The organism is Microvirga sp. jy35 (assembly GCF_056148915.1).
This window is the reverse complement of the sequence record NZ_JBWBEW010000007.1, coordinates 130,143-151,274: the sequence shown is the minus strand read 5'-3', so window position 1 is coordinate 151,274 and position 21,132 is coordinate 130,143. Positions and strand designations below refer to the sequence as shown.

The 21,132-nt window shown below is 66.6% G+C and carries 23 protein-coding genes; 5 read left to right on the top strand and 18 right to left on the bottom strand.

Features of this window, described 5'->3' with window-relative positions; translation table 11 throughout:
* Positions 1 to 9 precede the first annotated feature (9 nt).
* Together nusA and rimP are read right to left on the bottom strand one after the other, a co-directional pair.
* On the bottom strand, positions 10 to 1,629 hold the full coding sequence (gene nusA / locus AC0QTX_RS08160) for a transcription termination factor NusA (RefSeq protein WP_474603323.1): 1,620 nt from the start codon (positions 1,627 to 1,629) through the stop codon (positions 10 to 12).
* Between the two features lie 116 nt (positions 1,630 to 1,745).
* Entirely contained in the window at positions 1,746 to 2,366 is a 621-nt protein-coding gene (rimP, locus tag AC0QTX_RS08155; protein WP_474603322.1) for a ribosome maturation factor RimP, read from the bottom strand.
* A gap of 238 nt (positions 2,367 to 2,604) precedes the next feature.
* Here rimP and AC0QTX_RS08150 point away from each other — a divergent pair, with 238 nt between their 5' ends.
* From AC0QTX_RS08150 to AC0QTX_RS08140, 3 genes are read left to right on the top strand one after another with little or no spacing between them, the layout of a single operon-like run.
* Positions 2,605 to 3,627, top strand: a complete 1,023-nt coding sequence (locus AC0QTX_RS08150) for an efflux RND transporter periplasmic adaptor subunit (RefSeq protein ID WP_474603321.1) — start codon at positions 2,605 to 2,607, stop codon at positions 3,625 to 3,627.
* Positions 3,628 to 3,630: 3 nt separating this feature from the next.
* Entirely contained in the window at positions 3,631 to 4,878 is a 1,248-nt protein-coding gene (locus AC0QTX_RS08145; protein WP_474603320.1) for an ABC transporter permease, read from the top strand.
* On the top strand, positions 4,875 to 5,576 hold the full coding sequence (locus tag AC0QTX_RS08140; protein ID WP_474603319.1) for an ABC transporter ATP-binding protein: 702 nt from the start codon (positions 4,875 to 4,877) through the stop codon (positions 5,574 to 5,576). The genes AC0QTX_RS08145 and AC0QTX_RS08140 overlap by 4 nt, the downstream gene beginning before the upstream one ends.
* Positions 5,577 to 5,862: 286 nt before the next feature.
* Here AC0QTX_RS08140 and trmB read toward each other — a convergent pair whose 3' ends face one another.
* The 10 genes from trmB to AC0QTX_RS08090 form a co-directional block, all read right to left on the bottom strand.
* Positions 5,863 to 6,546 carry a tRNA (guanine(46)-N(7))-methyltransferase TrmB gene (gene trmB, locus AC0QTX_RS08135; protein WP_474603318.1) on the bottom strand — a complete coding sequence of 228 codons (684 nt, stop codon included), beginning with the start codon at positions 6,544 to 6,546 and terminating at the stop codon, positions 5,863 to 5,865.
* 155 nt (positions 6,547 to 6,701) lie between these two features.
* On the bottom strand, positions 6,702 to 7,880 hold the full coding sequence (gene metK / locus AC0QTX_RS08130) for a methionine adenosyltransferase (RefSeq protein WP_474603317.1): 1,179 nt from the start codon (positions 7,878 to 7,880) through the stop codon (positions 6,702 to 6,704).
* Positions 7,881 to 7,985: 105 nt separating this feature from the next.
* Positions 7,986 to 8,399 carry a helix-turn-helix domain-containing protein gene (locus tag AC0QTX_RS08125; protein WP_474603316.1) on the bottom strand — a complete coding sequence of 138 codons (414 nt, stop codon included), beginning with the start codon at positions 8,397 to 8,399 and terminating at the stop codon, positions 7,986 to 7,988.
* A gap of 50 nt (positions 8,400 to 8,449) precedes the next feature.
* Positions 8,450 to 10,048 carry an apolipoprotein N-acyltransferase gene (gene lnt / locus AC0QTX_RS08120; protein WP_474603315.1) on the bottom strand — a complete coding sequence of 533 codons (1,599 nt, stop codon included), beginning with the start codon at positions 10,046 to 10,048 and terminating at the stop codon, positions 8,450 to 8,452.
* Positions 10,045 to 11,079: a hemolysin family protein gene (locus tag AC0QTX_RS08115; RefSeq protein ID WP_474603314.1), complete on the bottom strand. Its 1,035-nt coding sequence runs from the start codon at positions 11,077 to 11,079 to the stop codon at positions 10,045 to 10,047. The genes lnt and AC0QTX_RS08115 overlap by 4 nt, the downstream gene beginning before the upstream one ends.
* A 20-nt stretch (positions 11,080 to 11,099) precedes the next feature.
* The gene (gene ybeY / locus AC0QTX_RS08110) at positions 11,100 to 11,558 is read right to left on the bottom strand and encodes an rRNA maturation RNase YbeY (RefSeq protein ID WP_474603389.1); all 459 of its coding nucleotides are present in this window, start codon (positions 11,556 to 11,558) and stop codon (positions 11,100 to 11,102) included.
* 14 nt (positions 11,559 to 11,572) lie between these two features.
* Positions 11,573 to 12,670 carry a PhoH family protein gene (locus AC0QTX_RS08105; RefSeq protein WP_474603313.1) on the bottom strand — a complete coding sequence of 366 codons (1,098 nt, stop codon included), beginning with the start codon at positions 12,668 to 12,670 and terminating at the stop codon, positions 11,573 to 11,575.
* A 69-nt stretch (positions 12,671 to 12,739) separates the two neighbouring features.
* Entirely contained in the window at positions 12,740 to 14,098 is a 1,359-nt protein-coding gene (gene miaB / locus AC0QTX_RS08100; protein ID WP_474603312.1) for a tRNA (N6-isopentenyl adenosine(37)-C2)-methylthiotransferase MiaB, read from the bottom strand.
* A gap of 249 nt (positions 14,099 to 14,347) precedes the next feature.
* On the bottom strand, positions 14,348 to 15,031 hold the full coding sequence (locus AC0QTX_RS08095) for a glutathione S-transferase family protein (protein ID WP_474603311.1): 684 nt from the start codon (positions 15,029 to 15,031) through the stop codon (positions 14,348 to 14,350).
* A 21-nt stretch (positions 15,032 to 15,052) separates the two neighbouring features.
* Positions 15,053 to 15,289 carry a DUF1127 domain-containing protein gene (locus AC0QTX_RS08090; RefSeq protein ID WP_474603310.1) on the bottom strand — a complete coding sequence of 79 codons (237 nt, stop codon included), beginning with the start codon at positions 15,287 to 15,289 and terminating at the stop codon, positions 15,053 to 15,055.
* A gap of 123 nt (positions 15,290 to 15,412) precedes the next feature.
* On the opposite strand from AC0QTX_RS08090, the gene AC0QTX_RS08085 reads away from it, so the two are divergent.
* Positions 15,413 to 16,348 carry a transcriptional regulator GcvA gene (locus AC0QTX_RS08085; protein WP_474603309.1) on the top strand — a complete coding sequence of 312 codons (936 nt, stop codon included), beginning with the start codon at positions 15,413 to 15,415 and terminating at the stop codon, positions 16,346 to 16,348.
* 245 nt (positions 16,349 to 16,593) lie between these two features.
* On the opposite strand, the gene olsA is transcribed toward AC0QTX_RS08085, so the two are convergent.
* From olsA to tsaB, 4 genes are all read right to left on the bottom strand, one after another.
* Complete coding sequence (olsA, locus tag AC0QTX_RS08080; RefSeq protein ID WP_474603308.1) at positions 16,594 to 17,364, bottom strand: lyso-ornithine lipid O-acyltransferase; 771 nt, start codon at positions 17,362 to 17,364, stop codon at positions 16,594 to 16,596.
* The gene (locus AC0QTX_RS08075; protein WP_474603388.1) at positions 17,361 to 17,735 is read right to left on the bottom strand and encodes a Fur family transcriptional regulator; all 375 of its coding nucleotides are present in this window, start codon (positions 17,733 to 17,735) and stop codon (positions 17,361 to 17,363) included. Before AC0QTX_RS08075 ends, olsA begins: the two co-directional genes overlap by 4 nt.
* A 130-nt stretch (positions 17,736 to 17,865) precedes the next feature.
* Positions 17,866 to 18,351, bottom strand: a complete 486-nt coding sequence (locus AC0QTX_RS08070) for a GNAT family N-acetyltransferase (RefSeq protein WP_474603307.1) — start codon at positions 18,349 to 18,351, stop codon at positions 17,866 to 17,868.
* 11 nt (positions 18,352 to 18,362) lie between these two features.
* A complete protein-coding gene (gene tsaB / locus AC0QTX_RS08065) occupies positions 18,363 to 19,046 on the bottom strand; it encodes a tRNA (adenosine(37)-N6)-threonylcarbamoyltransferase complex dimerization subunit type 1 TsaB (RefSeq protein WP_474603387.1) in 684 nt (227 codons plus the stop codon).
* A gap of 200 nt (positions 19,047 to 19,246) precedes the next feature.
* Here tsaB and AC0QTX_RS08060 point away from each other — a divergent pair, with 200 nt between their 5' ends.
* The gene (locus AC0QTX_RS08060; RefSeq protein WP_474603306.1) at positions 19,247 to 19,765 is read left to right on the top strand and encodes an NUDIX hydrolase; all 519 of its coding nucleotides are present in this window, start codon (positions 19,247 to 19,249) and stop codon (positions 19,763 to 19,765) included.
* Positions 19,766 to 19,859: 94 nt separating this feature from the next.
* Here AC0QTX_RS08060 and AC0QTX_RS08055 read toward each other — a convergent pair whose 3' ends face one another.
* Both AC0QTX_RS08055 and AC0QTX_RS08050 read right to left on the bottom strand, forming a co-directional pair.
* Entirely contained in the window at positions 19,860 to 20,420 is a 561-nt protein-coding gene (locus AC0QTX_RS08055) for a NifU family protein (protein WP_474603305.1), read from the bottom strand.
* 164 nt (positions 20,421 to 20,584) lie between these two features.
* Positions 20,585 to 21,082: a universal stress protein gene (locus AC0QTX_RS08050; RefSeq protein WP_474603304.1), complete on the bottom strand. Its 498-nt coding sequence runs from the start codon at positions 21,080 to 21,082 to the stop codon at positions 20,585 to 20,587.
* Between the last annotated feature and the right edge of the window lie 50 nt (positions 21,083 to 21,132).

The window sequence follows — 21,132 nt, the reverse complement described above, 5'->3', positions numbered from 1 at the left end:
ATCGCCGTTTTAGGACGGCTGAGCCTCGGTCTCGGCCTCTTCGGCCGATCCCTCGGTCTCCACCGTCTCTTCGGGCTGCTCGATCCAGCCGGCCTTCACGCGGGCGGCCATGATCATGTTCTCGGCGTCCGCGCGGGACAGGTCGAAGCCGTCGAGGGCGCCCTTGTAGCGGGTGGCGTCGGGGCCGCGCCCTTCGGTCCAGCCGACGAGATCGTCGGTGGCGCAGCCGGCCAGGTCCTCGACATTCTTGATGTCGTTCTCGCCCAGGGCCACCAGCATGGCGGTCGTGATGCCGTCGATCTCCTTCAGATCCTCGGAAACGCCCAGTTCCTGGCGGCGGGCGTCGTTCTCGGCCTCGATGCGGGCCAGATATTCCTGCGCGCGGTTTTGGATCTCGGCGGCCGTGTCCTCGTCGAAGCCCTCGATGTTGGCCACTTCGCCAGCATCCACATAGGCGATTTCCTCGACCGAGCGGAAGCCTTCCGAGGCCAGCAGCTGGCCTACGACCTCGTCCACGTCGAGCGCGTTCATGAACAGCTCGGTGCGCTCGGCGAATTCCTTCTGGCGGCGCTCCGATTCCTCGGCCTCGGTCAGGATGTCGATGTCCCAGCCGGTGAGCTGCGAAGCCAGGCGCACGTTCTGACCTCGGCGGCCGATGGCCAGCGACAACTGGTCGTCGGGCACCACCACCTCGATGCGGTCGGCCTCCTCGTCGAGCACCACCTTGACCACTTCCGCGGGCTGGAGCGCATTGACGATGAAGGTGGCCTGATCGGGCGACCACGGGATGATGTCGATCTTCTCGCCCTGGAGCTCTCCGACGACCGCCTGGACGCGGGAGCCGCGCATGCCGACGCAGGCGCCGACGGGATCGATGGAGGAATCGCGCGAGATCACGGCGATCTTGGCGCGGGAGCCCGGATCACGGGCAACGGCCTGGACCGTGACGATGCCGTCATAGATCTCCGGCACCTCGGAGGAGAAGAGCTTCGTCATGAACTGCGGATGGGTGCGCGACAGGAAGATCTGCGGGCCTCTCGCCTCGCGGCGCACGTCGAAGAGATAGGCGCGGATGCGGTCGCCGGGGCGGAAGGTCTCGCGGGGGATCAGCTCGTCGCGGCGGATGATGGCCTCGCCGCGGCCGAGATCGACGATCACGTTGCCGTACTCGACGCGCTTGACCGCGCCGTTGACGATCTCGCCGATCCGGTCCTTGTATTCCTGATACTGGCGGTCGCGCTCGGCGTCGCGCACCTTCTGGACGATCACCTGCTTGGCCGATTGCGCCGCGATGCGGCCGAAATCGAAGGGCGGCAGGGTGTCGGCGATCACGTCGCCCACCTGGGCCGCCGGGTTGTGGCGGGTGCGGGCCTCGGCCAGGGTGATCTCGCGGGAGTCGTTCTCCACCGCGCCGTCCTCGACCACCAGCAGGTGCCGGGCCAGGCGCAGCTCGCCGGTCTTGGGGTTGATCTCGGCATGGATGTCGGTCTCGGCGCCGTAGCGGGACCGGGCCGCCTTCGCGATGGCGTCAGCCATGGCGTCGAGGACGATCTGCTTGTCGATCACCTTCTCGCGGGCGACCGCATCGGCGATCTGCAAGAGTTCAAGCCTGTTGGCACTGATAGCCATCGAGGTCGCTCCTTCATTCGGTTTCGTCTCAGAGTGGCTGCGATACCCGCATCCCACCCCTGTTCTCTTGTTCTATCGCACGATCCTGCCGGCGAACCGGGATCCGCTTCACCGGATCATGCGTCGTTGGATGGGTTCTGCGGCTCATCGGGCGCATCCACCACATCAGTGTCTTCATCAAGGTCGTCCGTGGTCGGCGCCGTTCCCCGGCGCAGCGATTCACGGATGAGGTCATCGGTCAGAACGAGGTGAGCCTCGCCCAGATCCGTCAGGGGCAGGCGCGCGATGGGGTCGAGGCCTTCCTTCACGTCCGGCAACTCGACAACGAGCATCCCGTTCTCGACGCCGCGGAGAAAACCCCGGAAACGCTTGCGGCCCTCCAGGGGCACGGCCATCTCGATCTTCGCGTCATAGCCGTTCCAGCGCACGAAATCGCTCTCGCGCACGAGGGGCCGGTCGATCCCCGGCGAGGAGATCTCGAGGTAATAGGCCGTATCGATGGGGTCTTCGAGGTCCAGCACCGGGGAAATCGCCCGGCTCACGGTCTCGCAATCGCTCACCGACATGGTGCCGTCCGGCCTCTCGGCCATGATCTGCACGGTGCATCCGTTCGCGGGGGTGACCCGCACCCGCACGAGATTGAAGCCCAGATCCTCGATCACGGGCTCGACAATGGCCGCCACTCGGGCGGCTACGCCGTTCTCGGTAATCAGCCGCTTGTCGCGTTCGTTCGTCATGGCTCTCCGCACGCTCCGGCGTTCAAGCAATAAAAAAGAGCGGACCCGGTGGGGCCCACTCTTGACCAGCAGCTTGACGCTGCAACCAGAGCTGACGGCGAACTTATAGCGATTCAAGCCAAAAAAAGCAAGGGTCCTGCAGCAAGCCTGCCCGGCTCGCCCTTCCGCTGGGTTCGATCCGGTCGGGCAGACATCTCCGGAAAGTTCCTCAATCGCCGCCACGCTTCGATTGTGATAGATGGACCTGTCGCTCGGGAACCGTGTCGTGAAGCTGTCCCGCCTTCTCATCCTTCTCGCCCTGCTGCTGGCGGCCGCTGCCGGTTTCTGGCGGTTCAGCCGGCCGCCGGAGGTCGCTCTCGTATCGCCGAAGCGCGGCGAGGCCGCCGAGATCGTCTATGCCACAGGCATCGTCGAGCCCCGCACCTGGGCCAAGGTGACGCCGCTGCTGCGGGAGCGGATCGTCGAGCTGTGCAATTGCGAGGGCGAGGCGGTGGAACGCGGGGCCGTGCTCGCCCGCCTCGACAGCCGGCAGCCCGAGGCGGCGCTCGCCGAATTGCGGGCGCGGCAGAAATTCACCCAGACCGAATACGAGCGGATCACCGCCCTCATGGAGCGCCGGGTGGCGAGCGAGCAGGCGCTGGACCGGGCCCGCAGCGAACTCGGGCAGATCGAGGCTCTCATCGCCGGCCAGGAAACGCGTCTCGAATCCTACGCCTTGAGGGCACCGGTGAGCGGCGTAGTCCTGCGCCAGGACGGGGAGGTCGGGGAGGTGGCCGAACCCGGGGCGGTTCTGTTCTGGGTGGGCGAGCCCAAGCCCCTGCAGGTGGAGGCTGACGTGAACGAGGAGGACATCCCCCGCGTTGCGGTGGGGCAGCGCGCCGTCCTCAAGGCCGATGCCTTTCCGGACCAGGTGCTGGAGGCGAAGGTCGATTCGATCACCCCGAAGGGCGATCCGGTAGCCAAAACCTACCGGATCCATCTCGCCCTGCCGGATGACACGCCCCTGCGGATCGGCATGACGGTCGAGGTGAACGTGATCGCCCGCGTCGCGTCCGAGGCTCTGCTCGTGCCCAGCAGCGCTCTTCGCGGCACAAGCCTCTTCGTGGCGGAAGGCGGCGTCGCCCGACGGCGCGACCTGAAGCTGGGCATCCGCGGAGCCGGCCATACGCAGGTTCTGGAGGGCCTGAGCGAGGCCGACCGGATCATCGCTCCCTTCCCGGACGATCTCGCGGACGGGACGAAGGTTTCGGAAAAGAGGTGAGACATGCGCCTCATCCTCGAGCTCGCCCTCACCCACATCGCCGGACGCGGCCGCCAGACCATCGTGGCGATCCTCGGAGTGGCCCTTGGCGTCGGCTTTTCCATCGCCATGGCGGCCCTGATGCAGGGCACCGAGAAGGACTTCATCGCCCAGCTCGTCGACACCATGCCGCATGTGCAGATCACCGACGAGCGCCGCACGGCGCGCCGGCAGCCGGCGGAGGACCTGTTCGCCGCCGCCCAGTTCGAGGGCCTGCGGCCGAAGGAGGACCGCCGCGGCATCCTGAATCCCGCTGCCGCCACCGCTTCCTTACGCTCCTGGGTGCCGGGCCGCATGGCCCAGAGCCTGCGCACGCAGGGCGTGATCCGCTATGCGGGCCGCGATGTGGGCGTGTCCGTCATCGGCGTCGAGCCGGAGACCGAGGCGAGGGTCTCGTCGGTGGCGGGTGATTTCGTGGAGGGGAGCTTCGAGGCTCTGCGCGCCGGCGGCAACAACATCGTGGTGGGCGACAGCCTTGCGCGCCGGATCGGCGCCTCCACGGGCACCACGATCCAGGTGGTCGCACCCACCGGACAGTCCCGCGGCTTTCGCATCGTCGGCCAGTTTCACACCGGCAACAGCGCCCGCGACGAGGGCGAGGCCTATGTGCTCCTGAAGAGCGCCCAGATCCTGTCCGAACGGCCCAACGCCATCAACGACATCCGCCTGCGCCTCGACGATCCGGAGGCGGCGCCCCGTGTGGCCCGCCAGGCCGAGGCCGAACTCGGCTACAAGGCCGTGCCCTGGCAGGAGGCGAACGAGTCGATCCTGGAGGCGCTCGTGGTGCGCAACGTGGTCATGTACACGGTGGTGGGGGCGATCCTGCTGGTGGCGGGCTTCGGCATCTTCAACATCATCTCCACCATCACCCACGAGAAGGCGCGCGACATCGCCATCCTGAAGTCGCTGGGCTTCACGCAGGGCAACATGCGCCGCCTCTTCCTCGTCGAGGGGCTGGCCTTAGGGATGGCCGGCTCGCTGGCCGGCTGGCTCATCGGCTTCCTGCTGTGCTTTGCCCTGTCCCAGGTGGAGTTCAAGGTCTCGGGCGCGGGCATCGGCCGCGAGATGACCCGCCTGCCCCTGTTCTGGAGTCCCTGGCACTACGCCATCGCGTCGGCCTTCGCGCTGATCTCGTCCGGGGTGGCCGGCTATCTCCCGGCCCGGCAGGCGGCGCGGCTCAATCCGGTGGACATCATCCGGGGGGCCACATGAGCCCCCTCATCGAATCCGCGCACCTCACCCGCATCCTGCCCGCCACGGTGCCGGTGACCCTCGTGCGGGACGTGTCCCTCACGGTGGGCGAGCGCGAGTTCATTGCGATCACCGGCCCGTCCGGGTCGGGCAAGTCGTCGCTCCTCTATCTCCTCGGCCTCCTCGATCGCCCGACGAGCGGAACCTTGAGGGTTGCCGGACAGGATACGCCGTCCCTGGGCGATGACGCGCTTGCCCGCCTGCGGCTGGACATGCTGGGCTTCGTGTTCCAGTTCCACTTCCTGCTGCCGGAATTCTCGGTTCTGGAGAACGTGAAGCTGCCCATGCGCAAGGCGGGTCGTCTCTCCTCGAACGAAATGCGCGGCCGCGCCGCTGGTCTGCTCGAGGAGCTGGGCCTTGCGGGACATCTGGAAAAAAAGCCGGATCAGCTCTCCGGCGGCCAGCGACAACGGGTCGCCGTCGCCCGCGCGCTCGCCAACGATCCCCATGTGGTGCTCGCCGACGAGCCGACCGGCAGCCTCGACAGCAAGAGCTCCGAACAGGTGTTCCAGATCCTGCGCGACCTCGTGAAGAAGCGCGGCAAGACGGTGATCGCCGTCACGCACGACATGGACATCGCAGGCCGCGCCGACCGACGCATCCATCTCGTCGATGGGGCAGTGGTGAGCGACGAGCGCGTGGTTCAGGAAGATGTTTGAACGCTCGGCGCCCATCTCTCCCCTTGTGGGGAGGGGCAGCCGCGTAGCGGCCGGGTGGGAGTCGGACAGTCGGAGTGATACGCTCGATGGATATCGGCGAGGCCTTTCACACCTCGTCATCACCGGCCTTGTGCCGGTGATCCCGATCCGAAAAGCGCTGCTCGCTTCCGATTGTGATGGCCGGGACAAGCCCGGCCATGACGGGAAGGTTTCACCCGGTCTGACCACCCCCCTGCCCCTCCCCGCAAGGGGGAGGGAAGAAGAGGCTAACGTCCTGCGACGCGCTTTAGACCCGAACGAGGGTCAGATAGCTCGGCACGCGGCCTTCCCGGATGGCCTTGGCCTCGTAGCGGGTGCCGGGCCAGCCCTCGTAGGGAACTCGCCAATCGTCGGCGCGGGCGGCTGTCCAGCGGAAATGCGGGGAGCGCAAGGCGCGGGCGAGCACCCAGGCGATGTAATCATCGATGTCGCTGGCAAAGCGCAGCTGGCTGCCTGGCTTCATGACGCGGGCGAGCATCTCCAGGGTCTCGTCCGAGACGAGGCGGCGCTTGCGCTGCCGGCGCTTGGGCCAGGGGTCGGGATAGAGGATGTAGACCCGATCGAAGGAGGCATCGGGCAGGGTCGGCAGCAGGTCGGTGACGTCGTCGTCCCAGACCCGGATGTTGTCGAGGCGCTCGTGCTCGATCACGGCCAGGAGCTTCGCCATGCCGTTCACGAAGGGCTCGCAGCCGATGATGTTGACGTCGCGATGGGCGCGGGCCTGCGCGGCGAGGTGCTCGCCGCCGCCGAAGCCGATCTCGAGCCAGGTCTCGCGGGCCATCGGGTTCGGAAACTGGCCTGGAATGTCGCTGCCCGGGACCACGCGGATCGCGGGCAGCAGGGTCTGGACGAGCTCGTCCTGTCCGGCGCGCAGCTTCTTGCCCTTTCGGCGCCCGAAGAAGGCACCGGCGCGTTCGGAGGCTTCGCTCATGGGACACATGCTCCTGAAGACAGCACGAAGGGGTTGGTAAACCCGGTGTCTTTATGCCGGACAATGCATTTAGAGCCGGTCCGCCTGACGGGGAACCGGCTCTTTGTGGTGGGTCTCAGAGGGGCCGAAGGGTGTTCGGCCTGCCAGAACAGCGATTAGCGGAACGCGGCCTTCAGGCGGTCGGCGAGGTCCGTGCGCTCCCAGGAGAAGCCCCCGTCCGCATCGGGCTTGCGGCCGAAATGGCCATAGGCCGAGGTGCGGGCATAGATCGGCCGGTTGAGGCCGAGATGGGTGCGGATGCCGCGGGGCGAGAGGTCCATGGCGTCCATGAGCACCGCTTCGAGCTTGCCCTCGTCCACCTTGCCGGTGCCGTGCAGATCCACGTAGATCGACAGGGGCTTGGCCACGCCAATGGCATAGGAGAGCTGCAGGGTGCAGTTGTCGGCGAGACCCGCAGCCACCACGTTCTTGGCGAGATAGCGGGCGGCATAGGCCGCCGAGCGGTCCACCTTGGTCGGGTCCTTGCCGGAGAAGGCGCCGCCGCCGTGGGGAGCCGCACCACCATAGGTGTCGACGATGATCTTGCGGCCGGTCAGGCCGCAATCGCCGTCCGGGCCGCCGATCACGAACTTGCCGGTGGGGTTCACGTGCCAGATGGTGTCGGGCGAGATCCAGCCCTCGGGCAGGGTCTGGCGGATATGGGGCTCGACGATGGCGCGCACGTCCTCGGAGGACAGGCTCTCGTCGAGATGCTGGGTGGACAGCACGATCTGGGTGGCCGAGACGGGCCGGCCATTCTCGTAGCGCACCGTGACCTGGCTCTTGGCATCGGGGCCGAGCTTCGCCGCATCGCCCACCTTGCCCTTGCGGGCGGCGGTGAGGTTCTCGAGGATCTTGTGGGCGTAGTAGATCGGCGCCGGCATCAGCTCGGGCGTCTCGTTGCAGGCATAGCCGAACATGATGCCCTGGTCGCCCGCGCCCTCGTCCTTGTTGCCGGAGGCATCGACGCCCTGGGCGATATGGGCCGACTGGGCGTGCAGGTACACGTCGATTTCGGCGTTCTTCCAGTGGAAGCCGTCCTGCTCGTAGCCGATGTCCTTGATGGCGTCGCGGGCGAGGCCGATCACCTTGTCCTTGGTGATCGACTCGGGGCCGCGCACCTCGCCGGCGATGACCACGCGGTTGGTGGTGGCAAGCGTCTCGCAGGCCACGCGGGCCTCGGGCTCGGCAGCCAGGTAGGCATCAACCACGGCATCGGAGATCCGGTCGCAGACCTTGTCCGGATGCCCCTCGGACACTGATTCGCTGGTAAAGAGAAAGCTCGAACGCCGCACGACGGAATTCCTTCAGGCAATGGAAAAACGGGGACCGCGGATCCCCGCCGGTCTGAAACCATGCTCATGCCGCAGGCTTGGGGAAAGGTCAAGCGAACGTGTTCTTTATGACGAACGTTCCGATTCGTCCTGTGCGGCCAGCGAGGCGACGAGCTGGACGATGCTTTTACGGACTTTGGGGTTCTTGATGCCGGTGAAATTCCTGACGAGCTGCAGCCCCTCCGGGGTCGACATCACATCGGCCACATAGGCGGGAGGATTTTCTTCCGCGAAGCCGGGCGCGGATTTGGTGCTCGTGACGCCGTTGAGAAAGAAATGAATGTCGACGCCGAGGATCCTGGCGATTTCGATCAGACGGGCCACGCTGATGCGGTTCATGCCCTTTTCGTATTTCTGAACCTGCTGGAAGGTGAGCCCGAGCATGTCGCCAAGCTTTTCCTGGCTCATGCCGATGGACACGCGGCGCATGCGCACGCGGCTTCCCACTTCCTTATCGATAGAGCCCGTCGACTTTTTCATATGGCCCCACTTCCTCACCGGATCCAATGCAACGCAAGGTCATGGGTTACTTAAGGAAAAGTTGAATGTTTCCCACGACGTACAACCAGCAGCATTAAGCAGATGAGAAGCGTAACCGTCAAAGAAAACTTGCCCCATCTGCTGTAAACAGTGGCAGGTTCCGCAACTGGAAGAGTTGAGTCTATAGCTGATTCAACTGCCAGTGGAAGTTTCTCCACTATTCGTCCGAACGGATCGATGACGGCGGAGATCCCCGTATTGGCTGCGCGCAGCAGCGGCAGGCCTTCCTCGACGGCCCGCAGGCGGGCCTGGGCGAAATGCTGGTGAGGCCCAGGGGTTTGTCCGAACCACGCATCGTTGGTCACGTTCAGGATGAGATCGGGACGCGGGCCGTCGCCCAGGATCTCTCCCGGAAAGATCGCCTCGTAGCAGATCGTTGCCGCCACGGCCGGAAGACCGGGAATGGCGAGCGCCATCCGCTTCCCGGCAGGCTCGAAGCCGCCCGGGATGTGCACGAACTGGCGCAGGCCCAAGGCTCGGATCAGGGCATAGAGAAACCGGGGCACGTACTCGCCAAAGGGCACCAGATGCACCTTGTCGTAGGAGCCCAGGATCGTGCCCTGATCGTCGATGACCTGGATCGCGTTGTAGAACTTGCCCGCCGCCTCGCCGGGCAGCGGTTCGTCCATGCGGGCCGCACCCGTAATCAGAACGGAGCCGGGCTCAAGAAGAGCCGCGATCTGCGCGAGCGAGCCCGCATCCCGGTGGAGCAGGAACGGAAAGGCCGATTCCGGCCAGACGATGTGCGTCGGTGCAGTGCCATTCTGACCCGGCCCCGCACTCAGGGACAGGTAGTGCCGCATGATGGCGTCGCGGTTGCGCGGGTTGAACTTGGCATCCTGGGGCAGGTTCGGCTGCATGATGCGCAGCCGCACCTCCGGAACCGTGGCGGACGCCTGAGCCGGCACCCGCCAGAAGCCGAACCCTGCCAGGCCCAGAAGCGCTGCCGCCGCCAGGGCCGGCGCCGTCCAGCGGGCACGGGCCGTCCATCCGGTCGGCAGGACGGCCGGAGCGGCGCCGATGCAGAGGCTTAGGAACGTCAGGCCGTAGAGACCGACCAGCGAGGCCGACTGCATCAGCCAGAGGTTCTGGCCGAGCGCCATGCCGGGGCTGTTCCAGGGAAAGCCGGTGAAGAGATGCCCGCGCAGCCACTCGGCGACAGTCAGGCCGAGGGCAAAGGCGAGGATGCGCCGGGCATCGGGGAGCCAGAGCAGGCGGGCGAGGGCAAAGCCGAAGGCCGGGAAGAAAGCCAGGAGCGCCGGCAGGCCCAGGACCCCGAAGGGCATGGCCCAGGCGAACTGGTCGGCCTCTACGAGGAAGGCGGCCCCGAGCCACCAGAGTCCGGCAACGAAATAGCCGAAGCCCCAGCACCAGCCCAGCAGCGCCGCGGCTTTGAGAGGAGCCCAGCGGGACGGGCTGTCCATGACGGTGCCGTCCAGGAGCCAGATCGCCGGCACGAGGGACAGAACGAGGGCCGGCAGAAAGCCGAAGGGCGGCATGGCCAGGGCGCCGACGGCCCCGCCCGCAAAGGCCATGAGCCAGCGGCGCCACCCACGCGTAAGGGTGACGCGCTTTGCCACAAGCCTCATTCGGCGGCAGCGCTTTCAGGGCGCGGCGCGACCGGTTGGCCCTCAGAGATCTCCACCTCCGTGGAGGCCACGGTACGGCGGAGGATGCGAAGCCGCTTCACGCGCCGGGGATCCGCATCCAGAACCTCGAATTCGAGACCGGCCGGACCCACGATGACCTCGCTGCGGGACGGCACGCGGCCGGCCAGGGTCACGATGAAGCCCCCGATGGTGTCGATGTCCTCGGCGCCCTCCTCCTCGGTGAGGTCGACGCCGAGGGTCTCCTTGACCTCGTCGAGGCTCGCGCGGGCGTCGGCGACATAGGTGCCGTCGGCCGCCTCGATGATGGTCAGGGTCGCATCCTCGTCATGCTCGTCCTCGATGTCGCCCACCACCATCTCGACGAGATCCTCGATGGACACGAGACCGTCGGTGCCGCCGTATTCGTCGATCACCAGGGCCATGTGGGTGCGCGTCGCCTGCATGCGCACCAGCAGGTCGATCGCCGGCATGGAGCGCGGCACGAACAGCACCGGGCGCAGGATGTTGGCGGAGGCCAGCGTCATCGACAGGTCGATCTGGCCGAGGCTCGGCGGGGGCGTCTCGTCGCCGGCGCCTGCTTCCGAGGCGCCGCCATCAGCGCGCATGGCGATGAAATCGAGGAAGTCCCGAATGTGGACCATGCCCTTGGGATCGTCCAGGGTGTCGCCGTAGACCGGCAGGCGCGAGTGGCCGGCCGTGCGGAAGAGGTTCAGGAGTTCGCCGAGGTTGGTTTCGGACGCCACCGCCACGATGTCGGCCCGGGGCACCATCACGTCCTCCACCCGGATCCGGTGGAAGGAGAGCACGTTCTTGAGCATCGCCCGCTCCTGGGGCGAGAAGTCCGTGTCCTCGACGGTCTCCGCGAGAGCATCCTCAAGATCGTGACGGATGGATTCGCGGGGCTTCAGGCCGAGACGGGTCAGAACCCGGTCGTACCAGTGGTCGCGTGTGTCGTCTGTCTCGGTGAGGATTCGGACAGGGCGTTCGCTACGACTTCGATCTTCGTTCATTGCCGTGGGTTGTCAGCCGGTTATGCCGCCATATCGCGATAGGGGTCGGCGATGCCAAGGGTGGCGAGCGCCTTGACCTCGAGACCTTCCATGATGTCCGCCTCCGCCTCGACCTCGTGGTCGTAGCCGAGGAGATGCAGAACTCCATGAACGATCAAATGGGCGAAATGATGCGCGAGCTCCTTGGATTCCTCCTCGGATTCGCGCACCAGGGTTTCGTACGCTAAAGCAATATCGCCCAAATGGCGAGGACCGTCTGAGCCCGGCTGCTCCGGGGCCGGGAAGGACAGCACGTTGGTGGGCTTGTCCTTGTTCCGCCAGGTGCGGTTCAGCTCCCGGATCTGGGCGTCGTCGGCCAGCATGACGCTCGCCTCGAACTCGCCGTCCGCCTCGTAGGTGACGGCCAGCGCCGCTTGCGCCGCCTTCCGGGCCAGGGCCTCCACGTCCTCGAGGCGGTCCCAGTCGCCCGCCTCGATCATGATGTCGAGGGAGATCACGGCCTGCGGTCCCGGTAATCCTGGCGCGGTGGCTCCGGCGGCGCTTCGCGGGCGGCCTTGTCGTAGGCCGTGACGATGCGGCGCACGAGGTCGTGGCGCACCACGTCCGCTTCCTTGAAGGTCACGCGGGCAATGCCCTCGACCCCGTTCAGGATGCGCACGGCCTCGACCAGACCCGATTTCTGCCCCGGCGGCAGGTCGATCTGCGTCGGGTCGCCGGTAATGATCATCCGCGAGCCCTCGCCGAGGCGGGTGAGAAACATCTTCATCTGCATGGACGTGGTGTTCTGCGCCTCGTCGAGCAGCACCAGAGCGTTGGTGAGGGTGCGGCCGCGCATGAAGGCGAGCGGCGCGATCTCGATCATGCCGGTCTGCAGGCCCCGGTCCACGTGGCGCGCCTCCATGAAGTCGTAGAGCGCGTCGTAGATGGGGCGCAGATAGGGATCGACCTTCTCGCGCATGTCACCGGGCAGGAAGCCGAGCCGCTCGCCCGCCTCGACGGCCGGCCGGGAGATGATCAGGCGGTCGACCTTCCCGGCTTCGAGCAGAGACACGGCATAGCCCACCGCCAGCCAGGTCTTGCCTGTGCCCGCAGGGCCCTCGGCAAAGACGAGCTCGTTCGTCTTGAGCGCCTTGAGGTAGGTGTTCTGCGCGGCGTTGCGGGCGCGAACAGGCCCACGACGGCGCGTGGAGATCTGGTCGAAGGCCGTGAGCCCTGGAGCGGGCTGCTCCTCGGCCGCCGGGAAGAGGCTGCCCTGGAGGGTGCTCTCCTCGATGGCGCCGTCCACATCGCCGGTGCCGAGCCCTCCGCCCTGGCGGGCGCGCTCGTACAGGCCTTCCAGGACCCGTCGCGCCATCTCGGAGGCTTCCGGCGTTCCCTTCACGGTGACCCGGTTGCCATTGGCGATGGCGGTCACGTCGAGGCGCCGCTCCAGATGAGCGAGGTTCTGGTCGTATTGTCCGAAAACGAGGCTGGCCAGGCGGTTGTCGTCGAAGGTGAGGATGATTTCAGCCTCTTCGACGACGCCAGGATGCAAGCCGCCGGGGTTGCGTCCCTTTTGTGCACGTGCGGTCGCGTTGTCCGCTGGGCTCAAATGCCTCTCCTCTGAATCGCTGCCGCAGGCGTTGCGGCAGACGGATATGGGGCCTCCCTGGGCAAGGATCTAGGCCGCGGCTTGGCTGCCGGGCTCGGAAACTTCCCCGAACAGGCTGTTCGAGCCTGCTTGAACAATCCGCACCGTCACGATCTCGCCGACGGCATGGCGGTCGCTCTCGAACTGCACGGGCTGCAGGTAAGGCGACTTGCCGGCCATCTGGCCCGGGTGACGACCCGGCTTCTCCAAGAGAACGTCGAGAGTCCGCCCAACGGTTCCGCGATTGAAGGCCTGCCGCTGCATTTCCAGAAGATTCTGCAGCCGCGCGAGGCGCTCGGCCTTCACGGCCTCGGAGACCTGGGTTTCGATGTCCGCAGCGGGCGTTCCGGGGCGGGGGCTGTACTTGAACGAGAACGAGCTGGCGAAGCCCACATCCGCCACGAGCCGCATGGTGTCCTCGAATTCCGCATCCGTCTCGCCGGGAAAGCCGACGATGAAGTCGGAGGAGAGCGCCAGATCGGGCTGGGCGTTGCGGATGCGCTCGATCAGGCGGCGGTATTCGTCGCCCGTATGCCGGCGGTTCATGGCATCGAGAATGCGGTCGGAGCCGGACTGCACCGGCAGGTGCAGGTAGGGCATCAGGGCCGGCAGATCGCGGTGGGCGGCGATCAGCTCGTCGTCCATGTCGCGCGGGTGGCTGGTGGTGTAGCGCAGCCGCGCGATGCCGGGGATCCCGGCCAGGCGATGCAGCAGCCTCCCCAGGGACCACACGGCGCCGTCAGGTCCCTCGCCGTGATAGGCGTTCACGTTCTGACCGATGAGCGTCAGCTCGCACACGCCCGCATCGGCGAGACGCAGGGCCTCGTCCAGGATCTTGGCCACCGGGCGCGAGACCTCGGCGCCGCGGGTATAGGGCACCACGCAGAAGGTGCAGAACTTGTCGCAGCCCTCCTGGATCGTCAGGAACGCCGACACGCCCCGGTTCCTGATGGCGGTCTTCGTGGGCTTGGGCAGGTGGTCGAACTTGTCCTCGACCGGGAATTCCGTGTCGACGACGCGCTCCGAGCGCGGCCTCTTCAGCAGGTCCGGCAGGTTGTGGTAGTTCTGAGGTCCCACCACAACATCGACGGCGGGCGCCCGGCGCAGGATCTCCTTGCCTTCGGCCTGGGCGACGCAGCCGGCCACCACGACCTTGGTCTCGTAGCCTGCGGCCTCGCGCTCATTTTTAAGCTCTCGCACACGCCCGAGCTCGGAATAGACCTTCTCGGCGGCCTTCTCGCGGATGTGGCAGGTGTTGAGGATGACGAGGTCCGCCTCCTCCATGGCCTTGGTTTCGCTGTAGCCCTCCGTCGCCAGCATGTCGGCCATGCGCTCGGCGTCATAGACGTTCATCTGGCAGCCATAGGATTTGACGAAGACTTTTTTCACGAGGTCGGCCTGTCTGCTGAAACAATCGGGCGGGCGAAGATGTGGCGCCCTTTTAAGCCTTTTGCGCGCGCAAGAGAATAGCGGCCGTTTGGCTCAAGGATTTTCGTTTGCTCCAGTCCTTAGAAAGCTTCTGTCGTCATCCCCGGGCTTGTCCCGGGGATCCACGTCTCTTGCAGCGTTGAGGTTCTAAGACGTCGATGGCCGGAACAAGTCCGGCCATGACGAGGAGTGATATGTTCAAAATGTCTCTCACTCCCGGAACGCGCCCTCGACCGGGGCCGACAATTCCGCATCTGCTGCGAGGATTTCGGACACGACCTTGGCAAAGGCCGGACGCGTGCTGAGCCGATCATACCAACCAGCCAGGGTCTCATATCCCTTCAGGGAAGGTCCGCCCAGACGCCGGGTCCAGAACACGGTCATGAACACGGCGATGTCCGCGGCCGAGAAGGCGCCGCAGAGAAAGTCGCGGCCTCGGAGCTTGGCGTCGAGCGCGGCGAAATGGCCTGCAAGCGCCGGCTCGGCCTCCCGGGCCTTCAGCTCCTTCGCGTCCCAGCGCTCCAGATCATCCGGCTTCGGCTCGGTCCGGTGCATGAGGAAGCGCAGGGGCGCGAGCATCACCTCGTCGGCGAAGAGATCGAACAGCCGGCAGCGGGCGCGCTCGCGCGGATCCTTCGGGTAGAGCGCCGGCTCCGGATAGGCGTCCTCCAGATATTCGAGGATGACCGTCGAGTCGTAGAGGGACAGATCCCCGTCGACGAAGACTGGGACCTGCCCCTTGGGATTGAGGGCCAGCACGTCCGGGTGCTTCGGAGCGTAGCCCTTGGTCTGGCTGAAGGCGACCGCGATGCGCTCGAAGGCGAGCCCCTTCTCGTAAAGGGCGATCTCGACCTTGCGGGAGAAGAGGCTCAAGGGACCTGAATAGAGCTTCATCGGGGACCTTTCCGGGTGAGACTACCGGCTCATGGGCGGCAGGTGATCCTGCCAGGAGGCCTCATTCAAGCCCTCCACGTCGGCCCGCGACAACCCGATATCGGCAAGCGCGTGATCGTCGAGTTCGTACAGGATCTTGGAGGTCCTGCGCCGGTCGAGCCAGGCCTCATAGCGCAGAAGCAGGTTCATGATCGTGTTCCCATGGTTGCGGTGGGTGGTGTGGAGCCCAAGATTTGCTGCGGCATATCCGATCGCCATGATGGTTCTCCTTCAGGGCGCTTCACTGGAGATGAATGTGCTCCTGTGATAGGCTCAGGGCAAACGAGAAGTTCTTGCCTCCTGCCCAAGCAGAACTTGGGCAGAGCACCTCAAGGGTCCGCCATGTCCCGCCGTCGCCTTCCCCCGCTCAATGCCTTGCGCGCCTTCGAGGCCGCGGCCCGCCACCTCAGTTTCGAAAAGGCCGGTGACGAGATCGCCGTGACCGCAAGCGCCGTGGGCCAGCAGGTGAAAGCGCTCGAGGCCTGGCTCGGCCGGCCGCTCTTCCTGCGCCAGCCGAGCCGCGGCGTGGTGCTGACGCCTTTGGGCGAGCGCTATGCCGCCTCCCTGTCCGACGTCCTCGACCGGCTCGACGAAGCAACCGCCCAGGCCCTGCGGCCGGAGGCCTCCCATGTGATCACGGTCAGCGCCATGCCGAGCCTCGTGTCGAACTGGCTCATCCCCCGGCTCGGTACCTTCCACGAGCGCCATCCGGAATTCGACGTCCGCGTCTCGGTCTCCATGCAGCTCACCGATTTCGCCCGCGAGGACGTGGACATCGCGATCCGCTTCGGGCGCGGCGATTACCCTGGCCTGCGCACGGACCTGCTGATGGAGGAGGTCTTCTTCGCCGTGTGCAGCGCGGCCCTGCTCAGCCATCCGGAACGGCCGTTGCGCGAGCCCGCCGACCTGCGCCATCACACCCTCATCCACGAAGCCGTCGGGGGCGTGCCGGACTACACCACCTGGGACCGCTGGCTGAAGGCGCTGGGCGTCGAAGGGATCGACACCTCCCGCGGTCCGCGCTTCACCCATACCTATCTCTGCCTGCAGGCGGCCGCCTCCGGCCAGGGCGTCGCGCTGGCCACCAGCGTGCTCATCGGCGACTATCTCCAGGCCGGCCGCCTGGTGCAGCCTTTCCCGCAGCAGGTGAAAGGCGCCTATCGCTACTACGTGGTCTGCCCCGAGGCCACGGCGGACCGGCCGGCCCTGGCGGCGTTCAGGACCTGGCTTCTGGACGAGGCGAGGGCGCAATCGGCAGCGGAGGCGGCGCGGTCATGAAACCCACATCGTCATGGCCGGACTTGTTCCGGCCATCCATGTCTTCAAGGCCCATCATCACATCCTCTTCCTCATCCTGAGGAGCCTGCGTAGCAGGCGTCTCGAAGGAGCTTCCAGAGAGCACTGGATCCTCCTTCGAGATGGATTGCTGGCGCAATCCTCCTCAGGATGAGGTTGGGTAAAGCGGAAAGGAAGACGTGGATCACCGGCAAAGGCCGCTGACGACGTGGGGGACGTTGCCGACGTCACCCCGCCTTCAGCGCCCGCCGCACCTCGGCCTCGGCGAAGGCGGTCGCCTGCTTGCGGCTGCCGTTGAAGGGCATCGGGTCGCCCCAGGTCACCACCACGTCGAGGGGAATGCCCCGGATGAACAGCTTGAGGTGGGACGCGAGATCCATGTCGCCGTACCAGGCGATGAACGGGCGGTCGCGCCGGGTCACGGGCAGGCCGTGACGGCGGGTGTAGGTGATGGCGAGCGGCTGCAGGAGCACGCGCTCGACGCTGTCGTGCATGAGCGCCGTCTGGGCCGCGCCCACCAGGGAGGAACGGAACGGCAGGAGCCGGTTGCCGTCGCTCGTGGTGCCTTCCGCGAACAGCACGATCACCTCGCCCTTGACCAGCCGGTGGGCCAGCGCATCGTTCACCTCCGCCGTGGCCTTGCGGCGCTGGCGGTCGATGAAGACCGAGCGCTGGAGCCTTGCCATGAAGCCCACCACGGGCCAGCCCTCGATTTCGGATTTCGCAATGAACGAGAGCGGGTGCAGCGAGCCGATCACCGGAATGTCGAGCCAGGAGACGTGGTTCGACACCACGATGGTCGGCGCCTTGCCCGGCGGCGTGCCCCGCTCGATCACGCGCACGTTGAAGATCCTCACAAGCACCCGGTGAAACCACACCGGCAGCACGTGCAGGGTGGCGGACCAGCCGAGGCGAAGCGCCAGCATCTGCAGCGGCACGAGCACCAGGCTGCACAGGCCGAGCAGCAGCAGCCTGAAGGCGACGGCGATTTTGGTCACGCGTCGTCCTTGTCCAGGGGCACCGCGTAGAGTTCGAGCCGGTGATAGACCACCTTGTAGCCGAGCCGCCTGGCGATGGCGTTCTGCAGCGCCTCGATCTCCTCCGAGCGGAACTCGATCACGTCCCCGGTTTCGAGATTGATCAGGTGGTCGTGGTGCTCGCGGGCGGCCTGCTCGTAGCGCGAGCGCCCGTCGCGGAAATCGAGCCGCTCGAGAATGCCTTCCGTCTCGAACAGCTTCACGGTGCGATAGACGGTGGACAGGGAGATGCGGTCGTCCACCTGCGCCGCGCGGCGATGCAGCTCCACCACGTCGGGATGATCCTCGGCCGCATCGAGAACCTGCGCGATGATCTTGCGCTGACCCGTCATGCGCAGGCCCTTGTTGCGGCAGGCGCGCTCGATGGCGTCCGACCGGCGCGTTCTGGCGGATGTGCTGTTGCGTGTGGCCAAGGTTAAGCGACTCCTTGGGCAGCCTTATACGGTAGGTGAGCGGACGGGGCTATAGGTCCAGCGCCATGGTGAGGGCGGAGGCCTTCGCTCCGTCGGCCTTGCGGTAATAGCCCTCCCGCCGCCCGGTCTCGCGGAATCCCGCCCGGCGGTAGAGGGCGACGGCCGGTCCGTTCCCCTCCTCGACCTCCAGATGCACCCGGGCGACGCCGCGGCGGGACAGGGCGTCGAGATGGTGCGTGAGGAGGGTGCGTGCGTGGCCCTTCCCGCGCGCCTCGGCCGCGACGGCGACCGTGATGATCTCCGCCTCGTCGAGCACGATCCGCGACAGGACGAAGCCTGACGGCTTGGTGGTGCGGCCGAGGAAGAGCCCATCCGCCATGACGCCGCGCTCCCCGAGCAGGCGCTCGAAGTCGAGGGTGCTCCAGGGGCGTGGGAAGGCCGAGGCGTGGATCGCCGCGAGCCGCGCGGCGGCATCGGAGCCCACGGGCCCCACATGAGGGGCGGGCGGATGGAGGAAGCGTTCGAGAATTCTCATCGCCAGATTTTTTATTGCCTGGCGATCCGCGCCCCATCCTGCGGCTTGGCGTCGGGTTCGCGCAGGTAGAGCGGCTTCGGCAGGGCCTGGGCCGGATCGGCGAGCGCTCCGAGGCGCGCCACCCAGGCGATGTCGGGGAAAGCCGACATGTCGCTGATCTGGGCCTCGACGCCCTGCATCCGGGCTTCGGCCGCCAGCATGGGGGCGGCCGATCCGGCCACGATGATCGGCCCCGAGCCGAGAAGCCGGATCGCATCGCGATAGGTCATCAGCCCCGGCGGGATGATGGCGCGCCCGCCAGGGGCAATGGCCTGGATGTAGAGGTGGCCGTGCTTGGCATCGATGGCAGCGGTGAAAAGCCCGCGCCTGTCGCCGATCATGAGCGGCGCCAGGAAGGCCGAGAGGGTGGCCACGCCCACGACGGGGATGCCGGCCGCAAGGCCGATGCCGCGGGCGGCGCTGATCCCGACCCTCAAGCCCGTATAGCTGCCGGGCCCGACCGTCACCGCAACCCGGTCGAGGCTCTCGAAGCCGCCGTCCACCTGGGCGGAGAGCCGGTCGAGGAGCGGCATCAGGGCCTCCGCATGGCCGCGCTCCATCGGGATGGTGTCGGCGGCCAGCGGCACGGTCTCTCCGGCCTGGACGATGCAGGCCGAGCAGGCGCCGAGGGCGGTATCGATGGCAAGGACGCGCAACATCTGTCTCCGTCAGGTCTAAAGATTCCTTTAGAGCATGAAGCGGACCGGAGGAAACCCGGTTTCATGCTTGCGTCATGCGGCCGGGGAATTTCAGCTTGAGCAGGCTGGAAGGCCGGTGCCATGATCGATCCATGACAACCCCGCCCAAACCCGCATCCGCTGAACCCAGGCCTTGGACCGTGAGGAGCTCGCGGGACGTGATTCGCGACCGCTGGGTCAGGCTTCGCGCCGACGATTGCGTGACCGCCGAGGGCGTGGAGGTGGCGCCCTATTACGTGCTCGACTATCCCGATTGGGTTCACGTGGTGGCCCTCGACGACGAGGATCACCTCATCCTGGTCGAGCAATATCGCCATGCCTATGGGGGCGTCTCCCTCGAGGTGCCGGCGGGGGCGATCGACCCGGAGGATCCGTCCCCGCTCGCGGCGGCGGCCCGCGAGCTGGAAGAGGAGACGGGATATGTCGCCGAGCGCTGGCGCCTTTTCGGCAAGCACTCGCCCAATCCCGCGACCCATACGAACTTCTGCCATACCGTGCTGGCGCAAGGGGTGCGCCTGTCCGGCAGGACGCTGAACGACCCGACCGAGCAGATCAAGGTGGTGCGGGTGCCGGTTCAGGAAGCCGGTCGGCTTGCCGCCGACGGCACCATGACGAATGCGATGCAGATCGCCTCCCTGGCCATCGCCCTGAGCGCGATCGGCAAGTGGAGCCTGTGAACCTCACCCGGCCTAGGGAAGTCCTCAAAGAAAAAGCGCGGCTGAAAAAGCCGCGCTTCGATAACCGAGCATCCGGTCCAGGATCGGACGGTCGTCAGACCGCCTGAACCTCGCGCACGTCCGGCAGGAAGTGGCGCAGCAGGTTCTGGATGCCGTGGCGGAGCGTTGCGGTCGAGGACGGGCAGCCCGAGCAGGCGCCCTTCATGACGAGGTAGACCGTGCCGTCCTTGAAGCCCCGGAAGGTGATGTCGCCGCCGTCGCCCGCCACCGCCGGGCGGATGCGGGTCTCGAGCAGCTCCTTGATGGTCTCGACGGTTGCGGCATCCTGTTCGTCGAAGAACTCCTCGCTGTCCTCCTGCGTGGCGCCGTAGCCGTTGGCGAAGAGCGGCGCGCCGGTCATGAAATGCTCCATGATCGCCCCGAGGATCGCCGGCTTCAGGTGCTGCCACTCGCCGTCCGCCTTGGTGACGGTGACGAAGTCGTAGCCAAAGAACACGCCGGTCACGCCCGGCACGGCGAAGAGGCGCTGGGCCAGGGGGGAGACTTCACCCTGCTCGGAGGTCTTGGCCTCGAAGGTGCCCTCCGGCATGACCACGCGGCCGGGCAGGAACTTCAGGGTGGCGGGATTGGGAGTGGCTTCGGTTTGGATGAACATCGTCGCTTGTCCTCTGCGCCGGTTCAAGGCCGGCCGAGTGGTGGATTTAGAATTGTTCTAACAGATTCCTCTCCCAATGTGGATCGAATCGGGTCGGATTCCAAGGGGAGAACATATGCGGGCGCGTCATCCCGGGGCTGCGGTGCATGGGCCGTGAAGATCAGTCACCCCGCCAACGCGTCGATCTCCTCGTCCGACAGGCCGCCGGGCACGATGACGATGGGGACCGGGAAGGAGGCGGCGGCGCGGCCGCCCAGCGTCGACACCAGGGGGCCGGGGCCCTCCTTGCTGCTGCCGGCGCCGAGCACCAGGAAGGAGATGTCCTCGTCCTCCTGGATCAGCTTCATGATCTCGTCCGCCCGGGTGCCGACGCGGATGATCTGCTCGGGCTCGACGCCTGCCGCGTTGCGGGCCTCGCGGGCGGCCGCATCGAGGAGCTTTTCGGCTTCCTCGCTTGCCTCCTCGATCATGGCCTCGCCCACGCCGATCCATTCGAAATTGTCGGGCGGGTCGACGACGGCGAGCATCACCATGCTGGCGCCGGTGCGGGCCGCACGGCGCGAGGCGAAGTGCACCGCCCGGGCGCATTCCGGGGTCTTGTCGACCACCACCATGAATTTCGGCCTGTGGCCCGATTCGTAGGATCGGCGCTTGTCGCTCACGGAACGCTCTCCTGATGAACCCGGATGCTGCCCTGCCTTTGGGTCAACGG

What these genes read in the sequence shown, in the direction of transcription:
- nusA (WP_474603323.1), bottom strand. Translation starts at nt 1,629, where the DNA reads ATGGCTATCAGTGCCAACAGGCTTGAACTCTTGCAGATCGCCGATGCG.
- AC0QTX_RS08115 (WP_474603314.1), bottom strand. Translation starts at nt 11,079, where the DNA reads ATGAACGAAGATCGAAGTCGTAGCGAACGCCCTGTCCGAATCCTCACC.
- AC0QTX_RS08140 (WP_474603319.1), top strand. Translation starts at nt 4,875, where the DNA reads ATGAGCCCCCTCATCGAATCCGCGCACCTCACCCGCATCCTGCCCGCC.
- AC0QTX_RS08090 (WP_474603310.1), bottom strand. Translation starts at nt 15,289, where the DNA reads ATGGCGATCGGATATGCCGCAGCAAATCTTGGGCTCCACACCACCCAC.
- AC0QTX_RS08070 (WP_474603307.1), bottom strand. Translation starts at nt 18,351, where the DNA reads ATGAGAATTCTCGAACGCTTCCTCCATCCGCCCGCCCCTCATGTGGGG.
- ybeY (WP_474603389.1), bottom strand. Translation starts at nt 11,558, where the DNA reads ATGATCGAGGCGGGCGACTGGGACCGCCTCGAGGACGTGGAGGCCCTG.
- lnt (WP_474603315.1), bottom strand. Translation starts at nt 10,048, where the DNA reads ATGAGGCTTGTGGCAAAGCGCGTCACCCTTACGCGTGGGTGGCGCCGC.
- AC0QTX_RS08075 (WP_474603388.1), bottom strand. Translation starts at nt 17,735, where the DNA reads ATGACGGGTCAGCGCAAGATCATCGCGCAGGTTCTCGATGCGGCCGAG.
- rimP (WP_474603322.1), bottom strand. Translation starts at nt 2,366, where the DNA reads ATGACGAACGAACGCGACAAGCGGCTGATTACCGAGAACGGCGTAGCC.
- AC0QTX_RS08125 (WP_474603316.1), bottom strand. Translation starts at nt 8,399, where the DNA reads ATGAAAAAGTCGACGGGCTCTATCGATAAGGAAGTGGGAAGCCGCGTG.
- AC0QTX_RS08095 (WP_474603311.1), bottom strand. Translation starts at nt 15,031, where the DNA reads ATGAAGCTCTATTCAGGTCCCTTGAGCCTCTTCTCCCGCAAGGTCGAG.
- AC0QTX_RS08055 (WP_474603305.1), bottom strand. Translation starts at nt 20,420, where the DNA reads ATGTTCATCCAAACCGAAGCCACTCCCAATCCCGCCACCCTGAAGTTC.
- AC0QTX_RS08085 (WP_474603309.1), top strand. Translation starts at nt 15,413, where the DNA reads ATGTCCCGCCGTCGCCTTCCCCCGCTCAATGCCTTGCGCGCCTTCGAG.
- AC0QTX_RS08150 (WP_474603321.1), top strand. Translation starts at nt 2,605, where the DNA reads ATGGACCTGTCGCTCGGGAACCGTGTCGTGAAGCTGTCCCGCCTTCTC.
- trmB (WP_474603318.1), bottom strand. Translation starts at nt 6,546, where the DNA reads ATGAGCGAAGCCTCCGAACGCGCCGGTGCCTTCTTCGGGCGCCGAAAG.
- AC0QTX_RS08145 (WP_474603320.1), top strand. Translation starts at nt 3,631, where the DNA reads ATGCGCCTCATCCTCGAGCTCGCCCTCACCCACATCGCCGGACGCGGC.